An 18363-nucleotide genomic window follows, 5' to 3' on the forward strand; every position below is an offset into this window, starting at 1 on the left:
ATTTCAAAATGCAGTTCATCTAATATTTTGCCGTTCGTCTAAAACTGGGGTGTTATACATCGAAAATATATAATAATACTTAAAATACACGGTTATTATTATCCCAAATCAAAATCAAAACTAATTAAATGAAGTGCGTAGAATGCAGTAAGAAACTCGGTTACATGGAACACAGAAATTCAATGGACCATTTTGGCGTTGAGCTATGTGAATACCACCAGACCCGACTGGTAAAGTTGATCGAGATGAACAAGACACCTATTGAGGCCATACAATTATATTATGGCTTAAAAGAAGCAGGTGTAAAGGCCATGTTGGAATGGTGGGACGGTAATAAATCAGTTGACATCGCCATATCAAGGGTTAAATTGAATATTGAAATAGATACGGAGTATCATATGTTGACCCATGAACAGGCAATCAATGATCTTGAAAGAGCCATGCACTCCTTTAAAAACGGGTTTACAACCATTCGAATACCTCATGTTTTAATTAAACATTATCTGAAGGAGACCGTAAACAATATCCTAGGAATCATGGAAGGGCTTAAGGCAAATATAAAGGTGATTTAGCCCTATAATCGCTGTAGTATATTTTATAAAACGAAGTTATGGGTACTTATAAGAAGGTATTGACCAAACCGTTATGGATATTAATAGGCGCCATATCTATGGGCCTATTGATGAAAATCCTAGGTTGGCCCATGGCCAATGAGGTAATGCTCATTTCATTCATTGCAATTGGTTCCCTTTATACGTATCGTTTCTGGAAAAAACCATTGAAAAGATTCAATGACTACAACAAATTGGTCTTCATCCTTTTTTGGTCCTTAAACGGTGTATTGAATATCTTGGATGTACCCCATAATCTTTTTATTCACTCCATTATAGCCATATCATTCGTGCTCTGGTTCGTATTTGAAGGCACATCCTATTTTTTACGTGGAAATCAAAAAGTAAAGAATAGATCATTGCATTTACTATGGAATGTTGTTATGGTGCTTGGTACTTTGGCCATTATCGCAGGTAGCCTATTGAAAATATTGAACTGGGAATATTCAACCTTGGTCCTAATTTTAGGTATAGCCATATTATGTGCCTATATATTCAAGGACACATTTTCTACGAACCAAAGAATAACCAAAGAGGAACAGAATAACGAAGAATATCAATTATAGATTTTATTACATAAGGACAGTTAAAGGCGGATATTGAAATTATATAATATCCGCCTTTGTTTTTTTTTGCAAAGAGTTCTAAAAAAATCTCCATTGAGCCGTATCTTTAATGAAAGTGATTCGTTGAACGACCTATATTAAGGGTCTATTGATTTTCACCTTTTTGAATTGATAGATCAAATCTTCCTTTAAACGATGTTAGTCCCCCCACATCGATTTTTATTCCCTTTTCACGAATTTAGAAAAGAATAAGATCAACTCTACTGTTATGTATATATAACAATCAGAGCCATGAAAAAACAATCTATCGCGCAATGTCTTTTATATGCCTTTTGCACCTTTTGCTTTCTCTGGGCCATATATGTGCTTTTTTTCAGGGCATAAATAATTTGAATTATTGGGTACACCACACTGAAAATGGTTAACCTATTAATACGTTATCGCATCAATCGCCCTGTCGTATTACCCCCTAAAATATTGGTAACTTCTTTGAGTGTCGTTAAATTCACATCACCCTCATAAGTATGTTTAAGGGCACAGGCCGCACTTGCAAATTCAATGGCCTTATAATCATCGTACTGTTGTAACCCATAAATGAGTCCTGCTGCAAACGCATCTCCGGTCCCAATACGATCTACGACGTGTGTAATATCAAGATCTTCCGTCTCCTTGAACTCGATTCCGTTCCACATTCTGGCCCTTATTTTATGCCAAGAAGAATTTAATGACGTCCTTATTTTATCAAAAACCTTTTCTATGGATGGGAAAGCCTTCATCAACTGTTTACTCGCTTCAATAAAGTCATCATTGGAATACCCGAACGAAGTGCCCAATACCTCATTGATCTCATTTATACCTCCGATAAATATGGTGGAGTAATTAAGTAGTTCTATCAAGGCCTCTTTGGGGTCTTGGTCATAATTCCATAACCCACTGCGATACGTTGGATCTGCCGAAACCGTCATTCCTTTTTCCCTAGCCAGTTTAAGTCCGGCCTTCAAGGTGTCAAAAGCCCCTTTTGACAATGCGGGGGTTATACCCGTCCAGTGCATCCAAGAGCCACTTTCCAAAGCATTTTCCCAATTGACCTTCTCAGGTACGATTTCCGAAAATGCGGAATGCGATCGATTATAGGAAATGGTACTGGGTCGCATTACGGCACCTACTTCCAAGAAATACACTCCTAAAGGGCGTTTCGACAACGAGATCAAACTCGTATCCACACCGAATTTTCGAATGTAGGAAATAGCCGTTTCTCCAATAAAATCGTCGGAAACCGCACTTATATGCTTTACGTCACCCCCGAAATTAGCAATTGAAATACCCACATTCAATTCGGTACCCCCAAAATAGAACTCTACTACATTGGATTGAATGAACTTTTTGTTACTTGTCGGAGATATCCGCATTAAAACCTCCCCGAATGTTATAATTTGACCCATACTTATATTTTGGCCCTAAATTACCAAAGGAAGATCGATTTATAAACCCTTACCATAAAAAATATTGGCACTTGTATAGTTCTTGGTATAACTTGGTACACAACCCATTAGTTCTGTTTATAGTTGTATCCAAAAAGATTACAGCGTATGATCATTTTAATTTAAGGATGCGTTTTTCCTCCAAATATTCTAAAATAACCTTCTGGATTTTCCCCACAAACAAGTTCAAAAAATAGTTATTCAAGGATTTTAGAACATCTCCAGAATGTCCCGATCCATTGTTATGGTAGGTTCATCAACATATTAAACAGAAGGGTGATTTTCGTTCAGCCAAAGGTGAGACCATCATTACACAAAGGTCTTTAAATACGTCGGATCGAATACCTGCGACACATTAACCAGTGAGGCCTAAACCAGCAGTGCCTAATACAGATTATAGCACTTTTCAGCGAATTCTTCCCAAAATAATAAAATGAACGTACCCCAACAGTCCTACCAGTGGGGGTCCTTTCCTCTGACCAAGTATAAATTCATCTATTCATCACTTTGTGTAACTCTTTAATCCTTTCATAAATTCTTTGAAGTGTGGTAACAGGTTTTTAAATAAAGGAAGCTCTTTTTCTTTTAATATTACTCCCGTGAACAATTTCAATCCGATTCCCAAAGAAGCTACATCCGTATTAGAGAATTCCGGATGTTCTTTCAACTTCTTTACGATCTCAAACAAGTTATCATGACTTATGGTTTCGAATTCCAACTTTTCTTCACCGAAATTACCTTCCTTAGTCAATTCTTCAACTGTTATTTTGTATTTCATTTTTATTTGTTTTCAAGCTGTGACATCAACAATTCAATTTCTTGAATCTTGTCTTTATCCATTGTTTTATTAAACCCAACTACATAAAGTAAAGACATCATTAAAAGCATTCCGATACCAACTACCAACACCTTTCGCATACTTAGATATTTTTTAATTGGTTTAAAATTGAAATAGATATGGAATGCCCCTGAAATGGTCATTAATACTCCAAATATTTTATGTACGGGATGCATTTGCAATTGAAATTCGAGACTGTTCAAAACTATCATCAATATTCCTGAAGATGCCAACGCCATTAAGGAAACCAAGAGTGTTATGGAAACTGTTTTTCTGAACATAATAATTGAGTTTTTTAACTTATTTTACTTATAAGCTTAATGGGTTATTACATTACCCTTCATTTTTTGCATTTCTTTTATTGGTGGATCTAAAACTATCATATGCATAAACATTGTTTGAATATTCTCAACTGCATTTAATCGCACATTTCGCACTTTTCCTGCCCAATTCATTATATATTTTGAAGCTCCAAGTTCTGCCGCGGTCATAATTTTTTCTTTGTACTCGTAGTGAGCTGCGGAACCGTGGTATCTTTGGGTTGTTTCCTCTAATAACTTGTGATATTCAGGAGACATAGCTACCTCAAAAACAATTTTCTTCATATCTTTTATCTGAGCTTCGTATTGTTCCATATGAAATCTGGTTCCTATAATTCTTTCATGACCAATTACTACAAATTCAAAATCGTAATTATCTAAAAGATATCTTGGTAACTGAAAGGCAAAATCAGGATCTGAAGATTCTCCCCAGTGAATCCAAGGAGCAGCATCTGGGTGGAACATATCTATTGCAAACAATATTTTTTGCTGGGGAGCATACATAATAATGTCTTTTTGCGAATGCCAGTTTCTTCCCAGATCTTTGAATTCTAATCGTAACCCCCCTGTTTCCAACACATATTCATCTTTCCAAGTAACATCCGGTAGCGGGCGTTTAGGGTCTTCGGCAGCCTTTAAAAATTCGGTCATGGTCTCATTACCAATTAAAATTGCGGATTTAGGATATAAATAAGCGCCTTGTGCGTGATCTGCGTGATGGTGAGAATAGATTACGTGGGTAATAGGCTTATCCGTAATTTGTGGAATCAACTTTAAAGTATATGGTGAAACTCCAGGAACAGGATCAACCACCACAACTCCGTTGTCCGTTACAAAAAACACCATATGTTCAAAATTATCATGAACAAAGTATGCGTTTTCCGCTATTTTGTAATAATTGAATCCGCTTTCAGGTAATTTCCCATACACATAATCCCGTGATGCGTATTTAGCTTTTGTTTTTTCCATATCGAACTTTTCTTGCGCAAACAAAGAGGTGTTCAAAATAAAGAGGATTAAAAATAGTAATGATACCGTTTCTTTTACTCCTACTTGTTTCCTTACGTTTTTAGTTTTTTTGGTTTCCATTTCTTCAATGATTTAAATTGATAGAATATGAAACAAAGGTATCTGCCAAGTAGTTATTGGGTAATACACTTATTACCGAAAGTATGGTACTTTTCGAGGAACTAATGTGAAGGTTTATAGAGAATCAATTCGCTATTTGGTACTTTTTACGGACTTCCTCCCTGTATTTTGATGGGCTTTGGCCGGTCTCACGCTTAAAATACCTGCTGAAATAGGAAGTATCTTCAAAATTGAGGGTGTAACCAATTTCAGCTGTGGTCAACTCTGTATTGGCCAATCTCCTTTTGGACTCGAAGATAATTTCCTGACGGATAAGTTGTCCTGGAGAATATCCTGTGATTTTTTTAACCGTATCTCTAAGATGCGTTGCACTAATACCTATTAAATCTGCATATTCCTGCACAGAGCGAACGGTTAAATAGTTCTCTGATACAAGTTGCCTGAATTGCCGAACCATGGCATTGGTGGTGTCCAAAATATCCTGCGGCTGATCTTTGGCATGTATGCGTAATAGACTTACAAGTAAAATATGTACATAGGCTCTAAGCATGGAAAGACTGCTCTCCGATTTTCTTAAGTATTCTTCATTGATTTCATTGAATAAAGCATGTATTTTAGGAAGGTTCTCAGCATTTAAACAAACACAGGGTGCTTTACTCAAACTGTTGAAAATTGCCAAATCACCTTCATGATTAAATGCTGTAGCAGGTGGAATTAAAAATTCCCGGGGGAAAAGCAATACTTTACCTGCCAATCCTTTTTCTAATTTCCAAAAATGTATTTGCCCTTGGGAAAGAAAATAAAAGGAGGGCGTTTTAATTTCATATGGTTCATAATCAATGATATGCTGTCCGGCACCTTCCTCCAAAAAGATCAGTTCAAAATAATCATGCCTATGCGGAATTGTAGCTTGCGCCCTGTTACTCATCAAGTCGAATTGGGTAATTACAAATGGGAAATTCGGGTCTATAGACAGTACCGGGTGGCCATCCCTGATATTCACATATTTGTGTGTCTCTGAGTAATGATGGAATGGTATGTCATTTTTAATATGCAAATGAATCTACGTTATCTCTAATAACCGAACCGTTTAATGTCATGGAATAATTGCAACTGAACCAACTATTCCTATACAATGATCACTATTTTCTTAACGGGTATTAAGATAAGGATAATTAGCCTAAAAGCATTCAAAACAAGTACACTTTAGTCCTCTAAACACAGACAGGGACAACAAATTGTTTTCAAAAGTAAACCTTTCCTATATCGACGGATAATAAAGGTAAAAAATAGTAATTTTATCAAACACTTGAAGCGTTCAAATACGGATTGCGGTAACCAAAAATCAATTGATATAATAGCCCTTATGAACAAGACAGACTGGATTGGTTTTATCGGTGTTTTTCTAATACTACTTGCCTATATCCTCAATATAACCGGTAAAATCAAAAGCAAGGATCTATCGTTTATTTTATTGAATTTATTGGGCGCAGGATTGGCCTGCTTAGCTTCGATTCTAATGGAATATATTCCGTTTATCTTACTCGAAGGCGTTTGGGCCACCGTATCGCTCATAGCGCTCTTAACTTATAAACGAAAACATTAATGGCAGGAGAAACCAATTTATCCAGATTAATAAAAAGTATGCAACCAATCCTGAACGATAGGGATTATGTGTTCGCAACTGTAAAAGACCTGACCAAAATCAACCGAAATGATACCATATGTGAATTTGAGGAAAAAGAAGGAACAACGATCATTATTGAAAAAGGGAAAGCGGATGAACTCGATTTAAACTATGACTTTATTGCCTCTTGGATTACCCTTAAAGTCCATTCCTCATTAGATGCAGTTGGTTTAACCGCAGCATTTTCTAACGAATTGACCAAATATGATATAAGTTGTAATGTAATCGCCGGATATTATCACGACCATATTTTCGTTGATAAGAAAGATGCAGAAAAAGCGATTGGAGTCTTAACCCGATTATCTGAAAATCAATAAGTCTACTGAAATATTCAATTTTCAAACTATAAACTATAAACTATATCCTTAAAACTTTAAACTATACAACTATCCCAACCAGCCTTCCCGATCTAAACTTCGGTATTGTATGGCTTCGCTGATATGGTTTCCCTTAACTTGTCCACTCTTTTCCAAATCGGCAATAGTCCGCGCCACCTTTAAAATTCTGTCATAGGCACGGGCAGAAAGGTTCAATCGCTCCATGGCATTCTTTAAAAGTGATTTTGAGGCCTCATCCAACTTACAATACTCCCGAATCTGTTTCGTATTCATTTGCGCATTGTAATGTACATTCTCCAATTCCTTAAACCGTTCGGTCTGTATTTCCCGTGCTGCCGTTACCCGCTTGCGAATATCCACACTGCCCTCCCCTTTCCTGTCTTCTGAAAGTTTTTCGAATGGTACAGGTGTTACTTCGATATGGATATCGATACGGTCCAAAAGCGGCCCTGATATCTTACCCATATACCGCTGCATTTCGGCAGGGGAAGAAGTTACAGGGGCATCAGGATCATTAAAATAACCTCCCGGACTGGGGTTCATACTGGCAACTAACATAAAACTACTTGGGTAGGTTACCGTAAAACGGGCCCTTGAAATAGTCACCTCACGATCTTCCAAAGGTTGTCGCATCACTTCCAACACACCTCTTTTAAATTCTGGAAGTTCATCCAAGAACAGAACCCCGTTATGGGAAAGGGAAATCTCCCCAGGTTGTGGATATGCCCCACCACCGACAAGGGCTACATCCGAAATGGTATGATGGGGACTTCGGAAAGGGCGTTGGCTCATCAATCCCATATTCTTTATCTTCCCGACAACACTATGTATTTTGGTCGTTTCCAAGGCTTCATGCAGTGTCATTGGTGGTAAAATAGAAGGCAATCGTTTGGCAAGCATCGTTTTTCCCGATCCTGGTGGACCTATTAAGATTATATTATGTCCGCCTGCCGCCGCAATTTCCATGCATCTTTTTATACTTTCCTGTCCCTTTACATCTGAAAAGTCAAACTCCGGAAAATCGAGGTTCTTATAAAATTCCGCCCGAGTATCAACAATCGTTTGTTCCAAAGGTTCGTCCTTGTCGAAAAAATCGATGACCTCTTTAATATTCTCCACCCCATATACCTTCAAATCAGAAACGATAGCAGCCTCTTTGGCATTATCTTTGGGTAAAATGAATCCGACATATCCTTCTTCCCGTGCTTTAACGGCAATGGGAAGAGCCCCTTTAATAGGCTGCAAGCTACCATCCAATGATAGTTCGCCCATAATCAAGTATTGGTCCAAATTGTTGGACTGTATCTGGCCCGATGCAGTCAATATTCCCACAGCAAGGGTCAAATCATAAGCAGAGCCTTCTTTTCGCAAATCGGCCGGCGCCATATTGATAGTGATTTTTTTACCTGGAATTTTATAACCATTGTTCAACAAAGCCGCCGCAATGCGGTAATTACTTTCTTTTATGGCATTATCCGGTAAACCAACGAGATGGTAACCTACCCCTTTATCAACATTGACTTCTACTGTAATCGTTGTGGCCTCTACCCCGAATACGGCACTTCCAAAAACTTTTGTAAGCATAAATTGTCTTATTCTGTAGGCTTAAATGTAAGTAAAGATTTTGAAGTCTCCTTAATTTCCTTTTCATTCATCAACATTTTTCGAAATTCACCCTTCACGTACATTTCAGCCTGATCGTCATAATGTTCACTGAACGGATTGCCCGATTGCCCTGTTGGTAATATGCTCATACTGTTCTCTATATCCGAAAAATCAATGACCCTACGAGTCGATGGTCCCGCAGTTACATGGTGCATACCATCACCATCATAATTGAAGGCCATATTGTTTATTACTTCCCTTGTTCCTTCAACGGGAAATGGGCCTACATTAAAAAAAGAGCGTAAGGCCTCTACCTGCCCTATGGGATGAGGATGTTCCAATGTATGTACTTTATCCCATGTCCATGCTCCGTTATCGGCTCCCAAATCGCCCTCTAAAAATTCAAAAGCTTGGACAAACGATTCTGTTACAATCTGTGTTTTGGCTTCAACTACAGATTGCGTTTCTATATTATCCCACCAAATGGATTCATTTTTTGCGGCCATCGGGGCTATCGTCCTTTTTAATAAGTGGGTAGACAAGAATTGATCGAACATTTCTTCACCTAACTCATCGACGAAGGTGTTTTTGAGGAAAAAGTATATCCAACGATGAAAAACAGTCGGCTCAATATTATCAAGGTTGTTTTCCCCTTTCCAAACCAACAATTTGTCCAAGACCGAAATTTGGGCATCTGACAGTTCTTCCCTATTGACAACACCATTTAAATCTGTGATAATCGAAGTGTTCACGGATGAGACCACATCATTGATCATTCCTTTTACATCATCTATGGTCCAATCGTTCTTAGCTTCTAAAAGCCCCACAATTCGTTTGGCCCTATTCTCCGGCAAATAGTATCCCGGATATTGCATACCCGCAATGGAATCGGGTTGGTTGTTCGCTGAATACACATAGTTCCAAGGTGGATTTATCGCCTGAGGATTCTCAGAAAAATCCAAATAACGTTCCGGGTCCTTCAGATCGGAAGTATCCTGTAAAACGAATTTCGTATGAGCACTGTTCGCATCCTTATAAATTTTGGCGGATGCCCACCATGCTACATTACCTTCAGCGTCACCATACATAATATTGAGACCTGGGGCATGTATTTTGGGTAAAGCATCTTGAAATTCCGATTTGTTCCTTGCATGGGTCATTCCGTACAAAGCATCCATCAACTCATTCTTATGCTGGGTGAACATCCACCACATGGCAATGGGCCGCTCCCCTTTGACTTGATCTGCGATTCCGTTCAATATGGGTCCGTGTACCGTTTTCCTATAAGTGAATTCAAAATCAGTGGAATCCTTTATCTTAATTATTTTATTTATCTTTTCATAAGTAGACCATCCTTCTTTAGTTCTATATTTATCTTTTTCCGTTGGATGTGATTCCTCATAAAAAAAATCGATATCATCATTTTCGAACATGGTCATACCATACGCTAAATTACGGTCATGGGCCAATAAAGGAAAAGGCATTCCACCCATGAAATAGCCATATTTCTCAAAGTTAGGCGTGTTGATATGTGCCTCGTACCAAACGGCAGGTTGTGAAAACCCGATATGTGGATCATTCGCAAATATCACCTTACCTTTCTTTGTCTTTTCCGGGGCTATTACCCAACTATTACTACCTTCGAACAAGGGCAAGGAAAGGGCTCCCAACGCTTTGGTCACGGACGATGCAATGGAATTATGTAGCGCTTCTTTCGACTCTTCCTTATGGTTTTTTATCCAAACGGTATTGGGATCTACGTTCAAATCAAGATCTTTCAAGTATTCAACTCCCAATTTGTCCTTTATATTGGTCAATAAGGGATCGGTCTTATGGGCCATCGCAAAACTAAATGCCATATACCCTACCGTGTTATAAATATCCTCTAATTGAAAAGGAGCTTTGTCTATTCCGGTCAAGTAAAATTCAATAGGTGTTGGCCCTTCTTCTATGAATTGGTTAATACCATCTAAATATGCCTGGGATAAACGAACTGTGGGACTGTTTAAATCCAATTCCGAAACGGTTTGTTTAGTTGCTTCATCTATCCCAAGAGATAGGAAGAACTTATCGGTATTCAACATTTTACTGCCAAAAACCTCCGAAAGTCGACCTGTACCGATTCTCCGAAGTAACTCCATTTGCCACAAACGGTCTTGGGCATGTACATAACCCAACGTTCGGAAAGCATCGTCTTCATTATCTGCATAGATATGCGGAATTCCGTAGGAATCATAATATACCTTGGTCTCATGTGACAATTTTGAAAGTTTACTCTCACCTTCGTAAGTTGGTGATAAAGCCTGGACGGACACACCAGCGAAAATGGCAGATACAACCAAAAGCACCAATACCACAACACCTATTACCTTAATGCGTTTCATTATTTTGTTTTGGGTTCAATTTGAAAGATAGGGTTATTTAGTAAATAAAAAAAGCACCTCGAAAGGTGCCTTTAATCTTTTGTAATGTATGTGTTTACATGCTATTCAGATCCTATTTTTTTATAGTTTTCCAATCCTTTCAATAACCAATCCCGGTATTCATCACTCGGTGCACTTTGAATGGCACTGTTCAAAAGTTCCAGATCCGAAGAAATAAGCACATAATATGGTTGGGAGGCCGAATTAAAATTAACTGTTTGGAACGTACCCCATTTCTGCCCTATGGTCTGTATGGTCTTTACCCTTCCACTATCATACTTAAAATCAAATTGTTCTTCTAATGGCAGCTCTTTACGATCATCAATGTAGAGTGAAATCAAAACATACTCATCTTTCAACAAAGGATATACTTCCGGGTCACTCCATACATTTTCTTCCATCTTTCGACAGTTTACGCAGGCCCAACCTGTAAAATCCAATAAAATGGGTTTATTGACCGATTTGGCATGTGCCAACCCCGTTTCAAAATCCTTAAAACAATCGATTCCCATGGGGCAATCACTTTCTTGTTGAAACACACTATAGAAATCAGGTGGGGGAAAACCGCTCAATAATTTTAGATTGGAGATTTTAGTAACACCCAATATCAAATAGACGGTGACAGCAATACTTAATACTCCGGTCATTTTTCTGCCCAATGATAATTTCTGTTTGGGTCCGTCATGCTTAAATCTGATGACACCGAACAAATAGAGTGACAACAATACAAAAAGAAGTATCCAAACCCCTAAGAAAATTTCTCTTTTAAAAATGCCCCAGTTGCCTACCAAATCCGCATTGGAAAGGAATTTAAAGGCCAAGGCCAATTCCAGAAACCCAAGTACGACCTTTACGGTGGTCATCCACCCTCCTGATTTCGGAAGGGAATTCAACCATGCAGGAAACATCGCGAACAACGCGAACGGTAAAGCCAAAGCTACCCCGAAACCTGTCATTCCAGCAGTCAGGTTATTGGCAACTTCCCCCTCTGCGAGTGTGGTACTCCCTAAAAGTCCACCAAGAATGGGCCCAGTACAGGAGAAAGAAACAATAGCCAAAGTAACGGCCATAAAGAATATTCCGATTCCCCCACCCACTTTGTTAGAGGCAGCATCCATCTTATTGGCCCAAGAGCTCGGAAGGGTCAATTCATAATAACCGAAAAATGAAAATGCGAAAAAAACGAATATGATAAAAAAGGCAAGGTTGAGCCAAATGTTCGTCGCAATGGTATTCAATATCTGAGAATCGACCGAATCGAAAATATGGAAAGGCAGACTCAAAAGAAAATATATCAGCACAATGAAAAATCCGTATAAAACAGCATTTACAATACCTTTTGATTTATTCTGCGATTGTTTGGTAAAGAAAGATACGGTCAACGGAATCATCGGAAATACGCATGGCGTCAACAACGCTATTAATCCGCCAAGGAATCCCAATCCAAAGACCACCCACAAACTCGATTGGCCTTCGTCCTGATCATTACCTCCTTTTAGTATATCCTTATTCTTTAGATCTAATTTCAAGGCCTCTCCCATGGCCAGACTTCGTTCATCTACATGCTTTTCAACGGTAACGGCCTCACCACCATCCAACACAAAATTAAAATCCTTATCCACCGCCAAACAGACCTCTTTACACACCTGATAAAAAAGGTTCACATCTATCTGCCGAACATCAGGGTTCAATAACTTTACCCTCTGGGTGAAAACCGCCTGCTTTTTAAAAAATGTTTCATCTACCTCGAAGATATCGCTAAATGCAGTCTCGGTCGGACTTTCTTTGGTTTCACCTACCAATTCATAATCGACCCCTGCTTTTTCATAAGTAAACTCACTCGGTAAAGACCCGCCTTCTGCCGTATGTTGCGAATAAACGTGCCATCCTTTGAAAATATCCCCTTTAATGATCAGATCGAATTCCGTGTCGCTAATCTTGTTTAGCTTATGGGACCAGGATACAGGGTTTTCATCATCCTGTGCATAAAATGCCATACTGGTGAATAGTAAGAATATGAATGCTAAAAATTGTCTCATCAATTCAATATTATTTTTAAAATGTTCTTGGTTTTCGGGGTTATCTTAAATCGCTCATCCGGCCGTTTACCTACGACCCAAACAATCTGGTTGTCAGAACACAACAACCATTGATTTTCCTTGGCGAAAACATCCATCTTTTCATCTTTAAAGAATTTGGACAATTTTTTATGGCCTTTCATCCCTAACGGATAAAAATAGTCGCCATTTTGCCACTTTCTTAACACCAACGGATATTTTAACGTTGATTTATCTACATAAAGTATATTCGGGGCTGTTGCAGAAATCATGACACCCTCTTCCAATACAAGGCCAATAGGGGTATTGATCTGGGTTATACCCTCATTTATTTCATAGTATGCTTCAGTATCTTGTTGTATTGGACTAAGTAGTAAATCGTCCCTATCCTTAAGTAAGCGATGTGTCTTTGATCTAATTTCCTTTCCACTCATTGCCGAAAGCAACTGCACCACATCGTTCCAAGCGGTAAAACCGTAGACATGGAACAACCCGTACATATAAGCCTTAATAGGATTAAGCGCTATTAAAGATGCTGTTGAAATACGAATAACATCATTCTCTTTCCTAAAAAGATCTTTTTTCAAGTTGGATAAATGTGTTTCCGAGATATCAACGATTTGTTGCAGATTATTTTGAGTGGTTTGAAAATTATGTAGAAACGTTGGATGGGTTTCCTTCAAAAGAGGGATAATATCGTGACGGATCTTGTTCCGTAAATATTTTTTCTCCGCATTACTTTGATCCTCGCGCCATTGGATCTTTTCTTGGTCGGCATAAGCTGCTAACTCTGCTCTTGAATAAGGCAGTAGAGGGCGTGAAATCATATCCGTCTTGGCAGGTATGCCACTTAGGCCGTTTATTCCCGTACCACGGGAGAGGTTAATTAGAAAGGTTTCCAGATTATCATCGGCATGATGGGCGGTCACCAAAGTTTTTAGCCCATGTTCAGCCAATAAATCCTTAAACCATGTATAGCGTAATTCCCTTGCGGCCATTTGTACAGAAACCTTATAGTCGTTGACATAGGCCTTGGTATTGAAATGTTCGACCCATAAGGTCTTATTCAATTCTTTGGCCAACTCCCTGACAAATTGCTCATCTTTATCACTTTCCTGACCCCGTAACTTAAAATTACAATGTGCCAATGCAAAATCGAGTTCATTTTGGGCACATAGATGAGCAAGTACCACACTATCCAACCCTCCACTACAGGCCAATAAAAACCTGTTTTGCAACAGTTCTGGAAAATTATCTTGGATATGTATTCTGAATTGGTTCCGCACCGTACAAATTTACTTAAAGTTGTTGCCGTAACCAACTCTGTATGGAATTGAATACTTGTTTAGAACAAAGGTCATGGTGCAATTCATGAAATCCCTCTTCAAATAATTCCAAAGTGGTATACCCTGGGTTGTTTTTATAGAATTCCTCACTTCCCCTAACATCAATAATGGGATCAGCGGTACCATGGATCAACAGCGTTGGTATTTTCAAATTAGATGCATTATTTATGGCCCATTCCCCTGCATCGATAATAGGAAATGAGAACATAGGACTTACCTTATCATGTACCAAGGGATCTGCCTTGTATTTTTCCACCTCCTCGGGTTTTCTCGAAATTCCATCGGCATCCAAGCCTGAGGGCATTGTTATTGATGGCCAAATTTTCAATAGGACCTTCCCTAGAACCAATTTCCATTTGGGCGGTGTAAATGCCAACCTGAGATAAGGACTGGAAGCTACAATACCCTTTAAGGTACTTTCATTACGAAGTGCATAGTTCAATACCAGATTACCGCCCATGCTATGACCGTATAGAAATTTAGGTACATTTGGGAATAATTCCGTACTCTTATCCAGCATTTCCCCCAATAGACCTAAAAGTGCCTCATAACTGGGGCAATGACCACGCTTACCTCCAGATTTACCGTGACCAAAATTATCATAAAACAAAACGGCCAAACCCAAATCGGTCAACATGGGGACCACTCCACTTAAATAACGACCGGAATGCTCTCCAAAACCGTGTACCAACACCACTACCCCCTTGATGGTTTTAGGGCTAACCGTGCCTGCATGGATAGGAATACCGTATGATTCAGTATTGAAATAATGTACATCCATAGTAAAAACCCGGTTATTAGTTCATCTTTATTCGTTTGAATTCTCCAAAACCTCCCGCATGGCCTTGGCTTTCAATAAACACTCTTCATACTCAGCTTCCGGAAGGGCCTTGGCAGTTAAGGCACTGCCAACAGCATAGGAAACATATTTTTCGGTCTCATTATATAAAATGCTGCGTATGACCACATTAAAATCAAAATCGTTCTCTGGCGTAAAATAACCCACTGCACCACTATAAAGCCCTCTTTTAAATCCTTCCAATTCCTCAATAAGTTTCATTGCGGAAATTTTAGGTGCCCCTGTCATACTTCCCATCGGAAAACTATCTTTTATAATATCTACAGGATTCCGGCTTTCCTCAACTTGGGCAACAACTGTAGACACCATTTGATGCACCTGTTCATAACTATATATCTTACACAACTCCTCAACTTCCACAGAACCTTTCAAAGCACTTTTAGAAAGATCGTTCCGGACAAGATCCACGATCATGATGTTCTCTGCACGTTCCTTGGGGTCATTTTCCAACCTATCTTTTAAGAGGTCATCCTCCATTCGGTTTATTGACCTTTTGGCCGTACCTTTTATGGGTTGTGATATGATCTTCGTACCCTCCTTACGCAAATATCTTTCCGGAGAAGCCGACAATAGGTATTTATCGTTCAATTTTAAAAAAGTGGCATATGGTGCCTTGGATATTGAATTTAATCGTTCGTAAGTACCTAATGGGTCAATACACGTATCCTCGGCGTAGAATTCTTGGCAAAAATTAGCTTCATAAATATCGCCACGATGTATATGCCGTAACATTTCCTTTGCACCTTTGAAATATTCATCCTTGAAAATGCGCATTCTTATTCGAATATCCTTCGTAGCTTCAATGGTTTTATAGTCTGATGCTCCTTTTCTGATCAGTTCAAAATCCTCATCTATTTCATCGGCGACCATATTCAAATAGTTGAACACAACCTTTTTCCCTGTGATTTTTATAATCTTCTTGGGCTGAAAAAAGAATAGCTCGGGAAAATAAAGTCCGTCTCGATTCTTTGACGAAAGGTTTTCAACATCGTTCTTGAGGTCATAGGTCAAATAACCAAAAATCCAATCCTTGGTTTCCTGTTGATAGGCCTTTAGATCTTCAAAGGCATTAAAAGCATCTGTTTGGATCAAGGTAAGGGCATCGACTGCCAAGATTGCATCGAAAGAGGAATATGTTTTCAAATGCGCATTACTTTCCAACCAAACGGTTTCATAAAACTGTTGTGACCAGCTGATTAAATTGGACCTGAAAGTTGGTTCGTCAGAAACCTCGAACGATTTTAGCGTGCGCAAAATACTATAGATCTAAAAGAAAGTTGTCCAGGATGCTTTTGTGTTCTTTCTTCAAAGCAGCGTTAACAATTCCTGAGTTTTCCTCAAAGTTCGTATTAAATGATGGCAGGCTATAAGAAGCCGTTACTTCCCCTCCTACCCTAGAAAATGCATACTTTACATATTCATGTGCCCCTATAGCGCCTCTCTGCCCAGGCGAAGTTGACATTAGGAATACCTTAGTTTTGTCCAAGTAATTTCGGTTTGATCTGGACAACCAGTCCAATAAATTCTTAAAATATGCTGAAGGGCCCCCATTATGCTCGTTAACGGAAAGTATAAGTGCATCGGCTTTTTCTATTTTCTTCTGGAATTTCACCAATGCTTCTGGGTAACCCAGTTGTTTTTCACGATCCTCACTGTACATAGGGAAAGTTTCACTGGCCATATTCAAAACTTCAATTTCATGCCCTTCGATTAGGGATGTAGTATAACGTACCAACTGAAAATTGATAGAAGAGGCCGAATTGCTTCCTGCGAAAGCTAATAATGACGCCATAATAAATAATAGTAGTTTGTGTCCAACGAAAATACCGTAAAATCGGACACAATGCGAGTATTTTATCGAATTTGCAGCCTGAAACATCCAAATACCTTGTATTTCAAGTATATAGATTAATTTGATTTTGTAATTTTGCGATCTAATTGCTAATTTTTTGTCCTTGGAGAAGAAAACTACCCGACTATATTTCGTAGATGCCATGCGTGCCTGGGCCATTTTAATGATGTTGCAGGGGCATTTTATTGACGGATTATTGGATAACGCCTTTAGGGACAACACCGATATTACCTATACTATTTGGAAATATTTCAGAGGGATTACCGCTCCTGTTTTTTTCACGGTATCAGGATTCATATTTACATATTTACTTATAAAAGTGCCCCAAAAAGGATGGCAAAATCCTAGGGTCCTAAAAGGAATCAAAAGAGGTTTACAACTTCTTTTTATTGGTTATTTGCTTAGGGCCAATCTTTTTGGATTACTGCAAGGGGAAATATACGATGCCTTTTTTCTAGTGGACGTTCTTCATTGTATAGGACTTTCAATATTGGGAATCGTAGGGATCTACCTTCTGGCCCACCGAACGAACAAGGCCTTACTATCAGTCTTCTTGGTAAGCGTAACCCTCTTATTGTTCTTATTTGAACCCATTTATGATAGTTGGACATTTGGATTTTTACCGCAAGCCTTGGCTAATTTCCTGACCAAGGATAACGGCTCTGTGTTTACCATCATCCCATGGTTTGGTTATACAACCTTCGGAGCGTTCCTATCAGTTATGTTCACAAAATATAAGGATCATAAGTTTTTATATGAATATGCTATCAGTTTGTCGCTATTGGCAGGCTTGACATTGATTTTCCTTTCTTCGGATTTCTTTTTAGGACTTACCGATATAACCGGGATAACCCTATTTACGGATATTGCGAACAATAACTACCTTTTTATTCGCTTGGGCGATGTATTTATGGTCTTCGCCATGTTCATGCTTTTTAGAAGATTAATGACCAACGTTACACTTTTAAAAATAGGGCAAAGTACACTATCCATCTACATTATCCATTTCATAATCCTATATGGAAGTTTCACAGGGTTGGGACTTTATAGGTTCTTTAACCATCAATTGACTCCCGCATTGGCCATTTCAGGTGCCATCACATTCATGGTCGTATGTTCTTTTACCGCGTTATTGTATGAAAGCAAGAAGGCGATCATAAAAGCAGGTCTTAGGCGTATGCTAAAATCTTTATATGGATATCTACTTCCTTGGTATACGTTTACACAAAGACTTATAAAACTTTATCTATTTAAACTGCTTCGATCTTTCAGGGTTCTAAAAGGCTAATGA

General features: G+C 38.7%; 17 protein-coding genes. 5 read left to right on the forward strand and 12 right to left on the reverse strand.

What is annotated here, in order from left to right; all coding sequences use genetic code 11:
- Positions 1-128: 128 nt before the first annotated feature.
- Both R3X28_RS09005 and R3X28_RS09010 read left to right on the forward strand, forming a co-directional pair.
- Positions 129-572: a hypothetical protein gene (locus tag R3X28_RS09005; protein ID WP_154367124.1), complete on the forward strand. Its 444-nt coding sequence runs from the start codon at positions 129-131 to the stop codon at positions 570-572.
- Positions 573-610: 38 nt separating this feature from the next.
- Positions 611-1177, forward strand: a complete 567-nt coding sequence (locus tag R3X28_RS09010; protein ID WP_282055657.1) for a hypothetical protein — start codon at positions 611-613, stop codon at positions 1175-1177.
- Between the two features lie 437 nt (positions 1178-1614).
- Here the strand turns inward: R3X28_RS09010 and R3X28_RS09015 are convergent, their stop codons facing one another.
- The 5 genes from R3X28_RS09015 to R3X28_RS09035 form a co-directional block, all read right to left on the reverse strand.
- Positions 1615-2619: a sugar kinase gene (locus R3X28_RS09015; RefSeq protein WP_154367120.1), complete on the reverse strand. Its 1005-nt coding sequence runs from the start codon at positions 2617-2619 to the stop codon at positions 1615-1617.
- A 541-nt stretch (positions 2620-3160) separates the two neighbouring features.
- Positions 3161-3436, reverse strand: a complete 276-nt coding sequence (locus tag R3X28_RS09020; RefSeq protein WP_282055658.1) for a DUF3861 domain-containing protein — start codon at positions 3434-3436, stop codon at positions 3161-3163.
- A gap of 2 nt (positions 3437-3438) precedes the next feature.
- Entirely contained in the window at positions 3439-3777 is a 339-nt protein-coding gene (locus R3X28_RS09025) for a DUF4405 domain-containing protein (RefSeq protein ID WP_317664018.1), read from the reverse strand.
- Positions 3778-3813: 36 nt separating this feature from the next.
- Positions 3814-4905, reverse strand: coding sequence for an MBL fold metallo-hydrolase (locus tag R3X28_RS09030; RefSeq protein WP_317664019.1), 1092 nt, complete (start codon positions 4903-4905; stop codon positions 3814-3816).
- A 124-nt stretch (positions 4906-5029) separates the two neighbouring features.
- Positions 5030-5962, reverse strand: coding sequence for an AraC family transcriptional regulator (locus R3X28_RS09035; RefSeq protein ID WP_317664020.1), 933 nt, complete (start codon positions 5960-5962; stop codon positions 5030-5032).
- Positions 5963-6271: 309 nt separating this feature from the next.
- On the opposite strand from R3X28_RS09035, the gene R3X28_RS09040 reads away from it, so the two are divergent.
- Positions 6272-6511 carry a CBU_0592 family membrane protein gene (locus R3X28_RS09040; protein ID WP_317664021.1) on the forward strand — a complete coding sequence of 80 codons (240 nt, stop codon included), beginning with the start codon at positions 6272-6274 and terminating at the stop codon, positions 6509-6511.
- Complete coding sequence (locus R3X28_RS09045) at positions 6511-6909, forward strand: ACT domain-containing protein (RefSeq protein ID WP_317664022.1); 399 nt, start codon at positions 6511-6513, stop codon at positions 6907-6909. The genes R3X28_RS09040 and R3X28_RS09045 overlap by 1 nt, the downstream gene beginning before the upstream one ends.
- A 69-nt stretch (positions 6910-6978) precedes the next feature.
- On the opposite strand, the gene R3X28_RS09050 is transcribed toward R3X28_RS09045, so the two are convergent.
- The 7 genes from R3X28_RS09050 to R3X28_RS09080 form a co-directional block, all read right to left on the reverse strand.
- A complete protein-coding gene (locus R3X28_RS09050; RefSeq protein WP_317664023.1) occupies positions 6979-8514 on the reverse strand; it encodes a YifB family Mg chelatase-like AAA ATPase in 1536 nt (511 codons plus the stop codon).
- An 8-nt stretch (positions 8515-8522) separates the two neighbouring features.
- The gene (locus R3X28_RS09055; protein ID WP_317664024.1) at positions 8523-10919 is read right to left on the reverse strand and encodes a penicillin acylase family protein; all 2397 of its coding nucleotides are present in this window, start codon (positions 10917-10919) and stop codon (positions 8523-8525) included.
- Between the two features lie 101 nt (positions 10920-11020).
- Complete coding sequence (locus tag R3X28_RS09060; protein WP_317664025.1) at positions 11021-12997, reverse strand: protein-disulfide reductase DsbD family protein; 1977 nt, start codon at positions 12995-12997, stop codon at positions 11021-11023.
- Positions 12997-14301 carry a tRNA lysidine(34) synthetase TilS gene (gene tilS / locus R3X28_RS09065; RefSeq protein ID WP_317664026.1) on the reverse strand — a complete coding sequence of 435 codons (1305 nt, stop codon included), beginning with the start codon at positions 14299-14301 and terminating at the stop codon, positions 12997-12999. Before tilS ends, R3X28_RS09060 begins: the two co-directional genes overlap by 1 nt.
- 13 nt (positions 14302-14314) lie before the next feature.
- On the reverse strand, positions 14315-15142 hold the full coding sequence (locus R3X28_RS09070) for a lysophospholipase (protein WP_317664027.1): 828 nt from the start codon (positions 15140-15142) through the stop codon (positions 14315-14317).
- 27 nt (positions 15143-15169) lie between these two features.
- A complete protein-coding gene (locus R3X28_RS09075) occupies positions 15170-16474 on the reverse strand; it encodes an anthranilate synthase component I family protein (protein ID WP_317664028.1) in 1305 nt (434 codons plus the stop codon).
- 4 nt (positions 16475-16478) lie between these two features.
- Complete coding sequence (locus R3X28_RS09080) at positions 16479-17012, reverse strand: NADPH-dependent FMN reductase (protein ID WP_154367097.1); 534 nt, start codon at positions 17010-17012, stop codon at positions 16479-16481.
- A 163-nt stretch (positions 17013-17175) separates the two neighbouring features.
- Here R3X28_RS09080 and R3X28_RS09085 point away from each other — a divergent pair, with 163 nt between their 5' ends.
- Positions 17176-18360, forward strand: a complete 1185-nt coding sequence (locus R3X28_RS09085) for a heparan-alpha-glucosaminide N-acetyltransferase domain-containing protein (RefSeq protein WP_317664029.1) — start codon at positions 17176-17178, stop codon at positions 18358-18360.
- The last annotated feature ends 3 nt before the right edge of the window (positions 18361-18363 follow it).

It is taken from the genome of Maribacter sp. TH_r10 (assembly GCF_033101095.1).
GTDB lineage: Bacteria > Bacteroidota > Bacteroidia > Flavobacteriales > Flavobacteriaceae > Maribacter_A > Maribacter_A luteus.

What these genes read in the sequence shown, in the direction of transcription:
- R3X28_RS09005 (WP_154367124.1), top strand. Translation starts at nt 129, where the DNA reads ATGAAGTGCGTAGAATGCAGTAAGAAACTCGGTTACATGGAACACAGA.
- R3X28_RS09010 (WP_282055657.1), top strand. Translation starts at nt 611, where the DNA reads ATGGGTACTTATAAGAAGGTATTGACCAAACCGTTATGGATATTAATA.
- R3X28_RS09015 (WP_154367120.1), bottom strand. Translation starts at nt 2,619, where the DNA reads ATGGGTCAAATTATAACATTCGGGGAGGTTTTAATGCGGATATCTCCG.
- R3X28_RS09020 (WP_282055658.1), bottom strand. Translation starts at nt 3,436, where the DNA reads ATGAAATACAAAATAACAGTTGAAGAATTGACTAAGGAAGGTAATTTC.
- R3X28_RS09025 (WP_317664018.1), bottom strand. Translation starts at nt 3,777, where the DNA reads ATGTTCAGAAAAACAGTTTCCATAACACTCTTGGTTTCCTTAATGGCG.
- R3X28_RS09030 (WP_317664019.1), bottom strand. Translation starts at nt 4,905, where the DNA reads ATGGAAACCAAAAAAACTAAAAACGTAAGGAAACAAGTAGGAGTAAAA.
- R3X28_RS09040 (WP_317664021.1), top strand. Translation starts at nt 6,272, where the DNA reads ATGAACAAGACAGACTGGATTGGTTTTATCGGTGTTTTTCTAATACTA.
- R3X28_RS09045 (WP_317664022.1), top strand. Translation starts at nt 6,511, where the DNA reads ATGGCAGGAGAAACCAATTTATCCAGATTAATAAAAAGTATGCAACCA.
- R3X28_RS09050 (WP_317664023.1), bottom strand. Translation starts at nt 8,514, where the DNA reads ATGCTTACAAAAGTTTTTGGAAGTGCCGTATTCGGGGTAGAGGCCACA.
- R3X28_RS09055 (WP_317664024.1), bottom strand. Translation starts at nt 10,919, where the DNA reads ATGAAACGCATTAAGGTAATAGGTGTTGTGGTATTGGTGCTTTTGGTT.
- R3X28_RS09060 (WP_317664025.1), bottom strand. Translation starts at nt 12,997, where the DNA reads ATGAGACAATTTTTAGCATTCATATTCTTACTATTCACCAGTATGGCA.
- R3X28_RS09070 (WP_317664027.1), bottom strand. Translation starts at nt 15,142, where the DNA reads ATGGATGTACATTATTTCAATACTGAATCATACGGTATTCCTATCCAT.
- R3X28_RS09080 (WP_154367097.1), bottom strand. Translation starts at nt 17,012, where the DNA reads ATGGCGTCATTATTAGCTTTCGCAGGAAGCAATTCGGCCTCTTCTATC.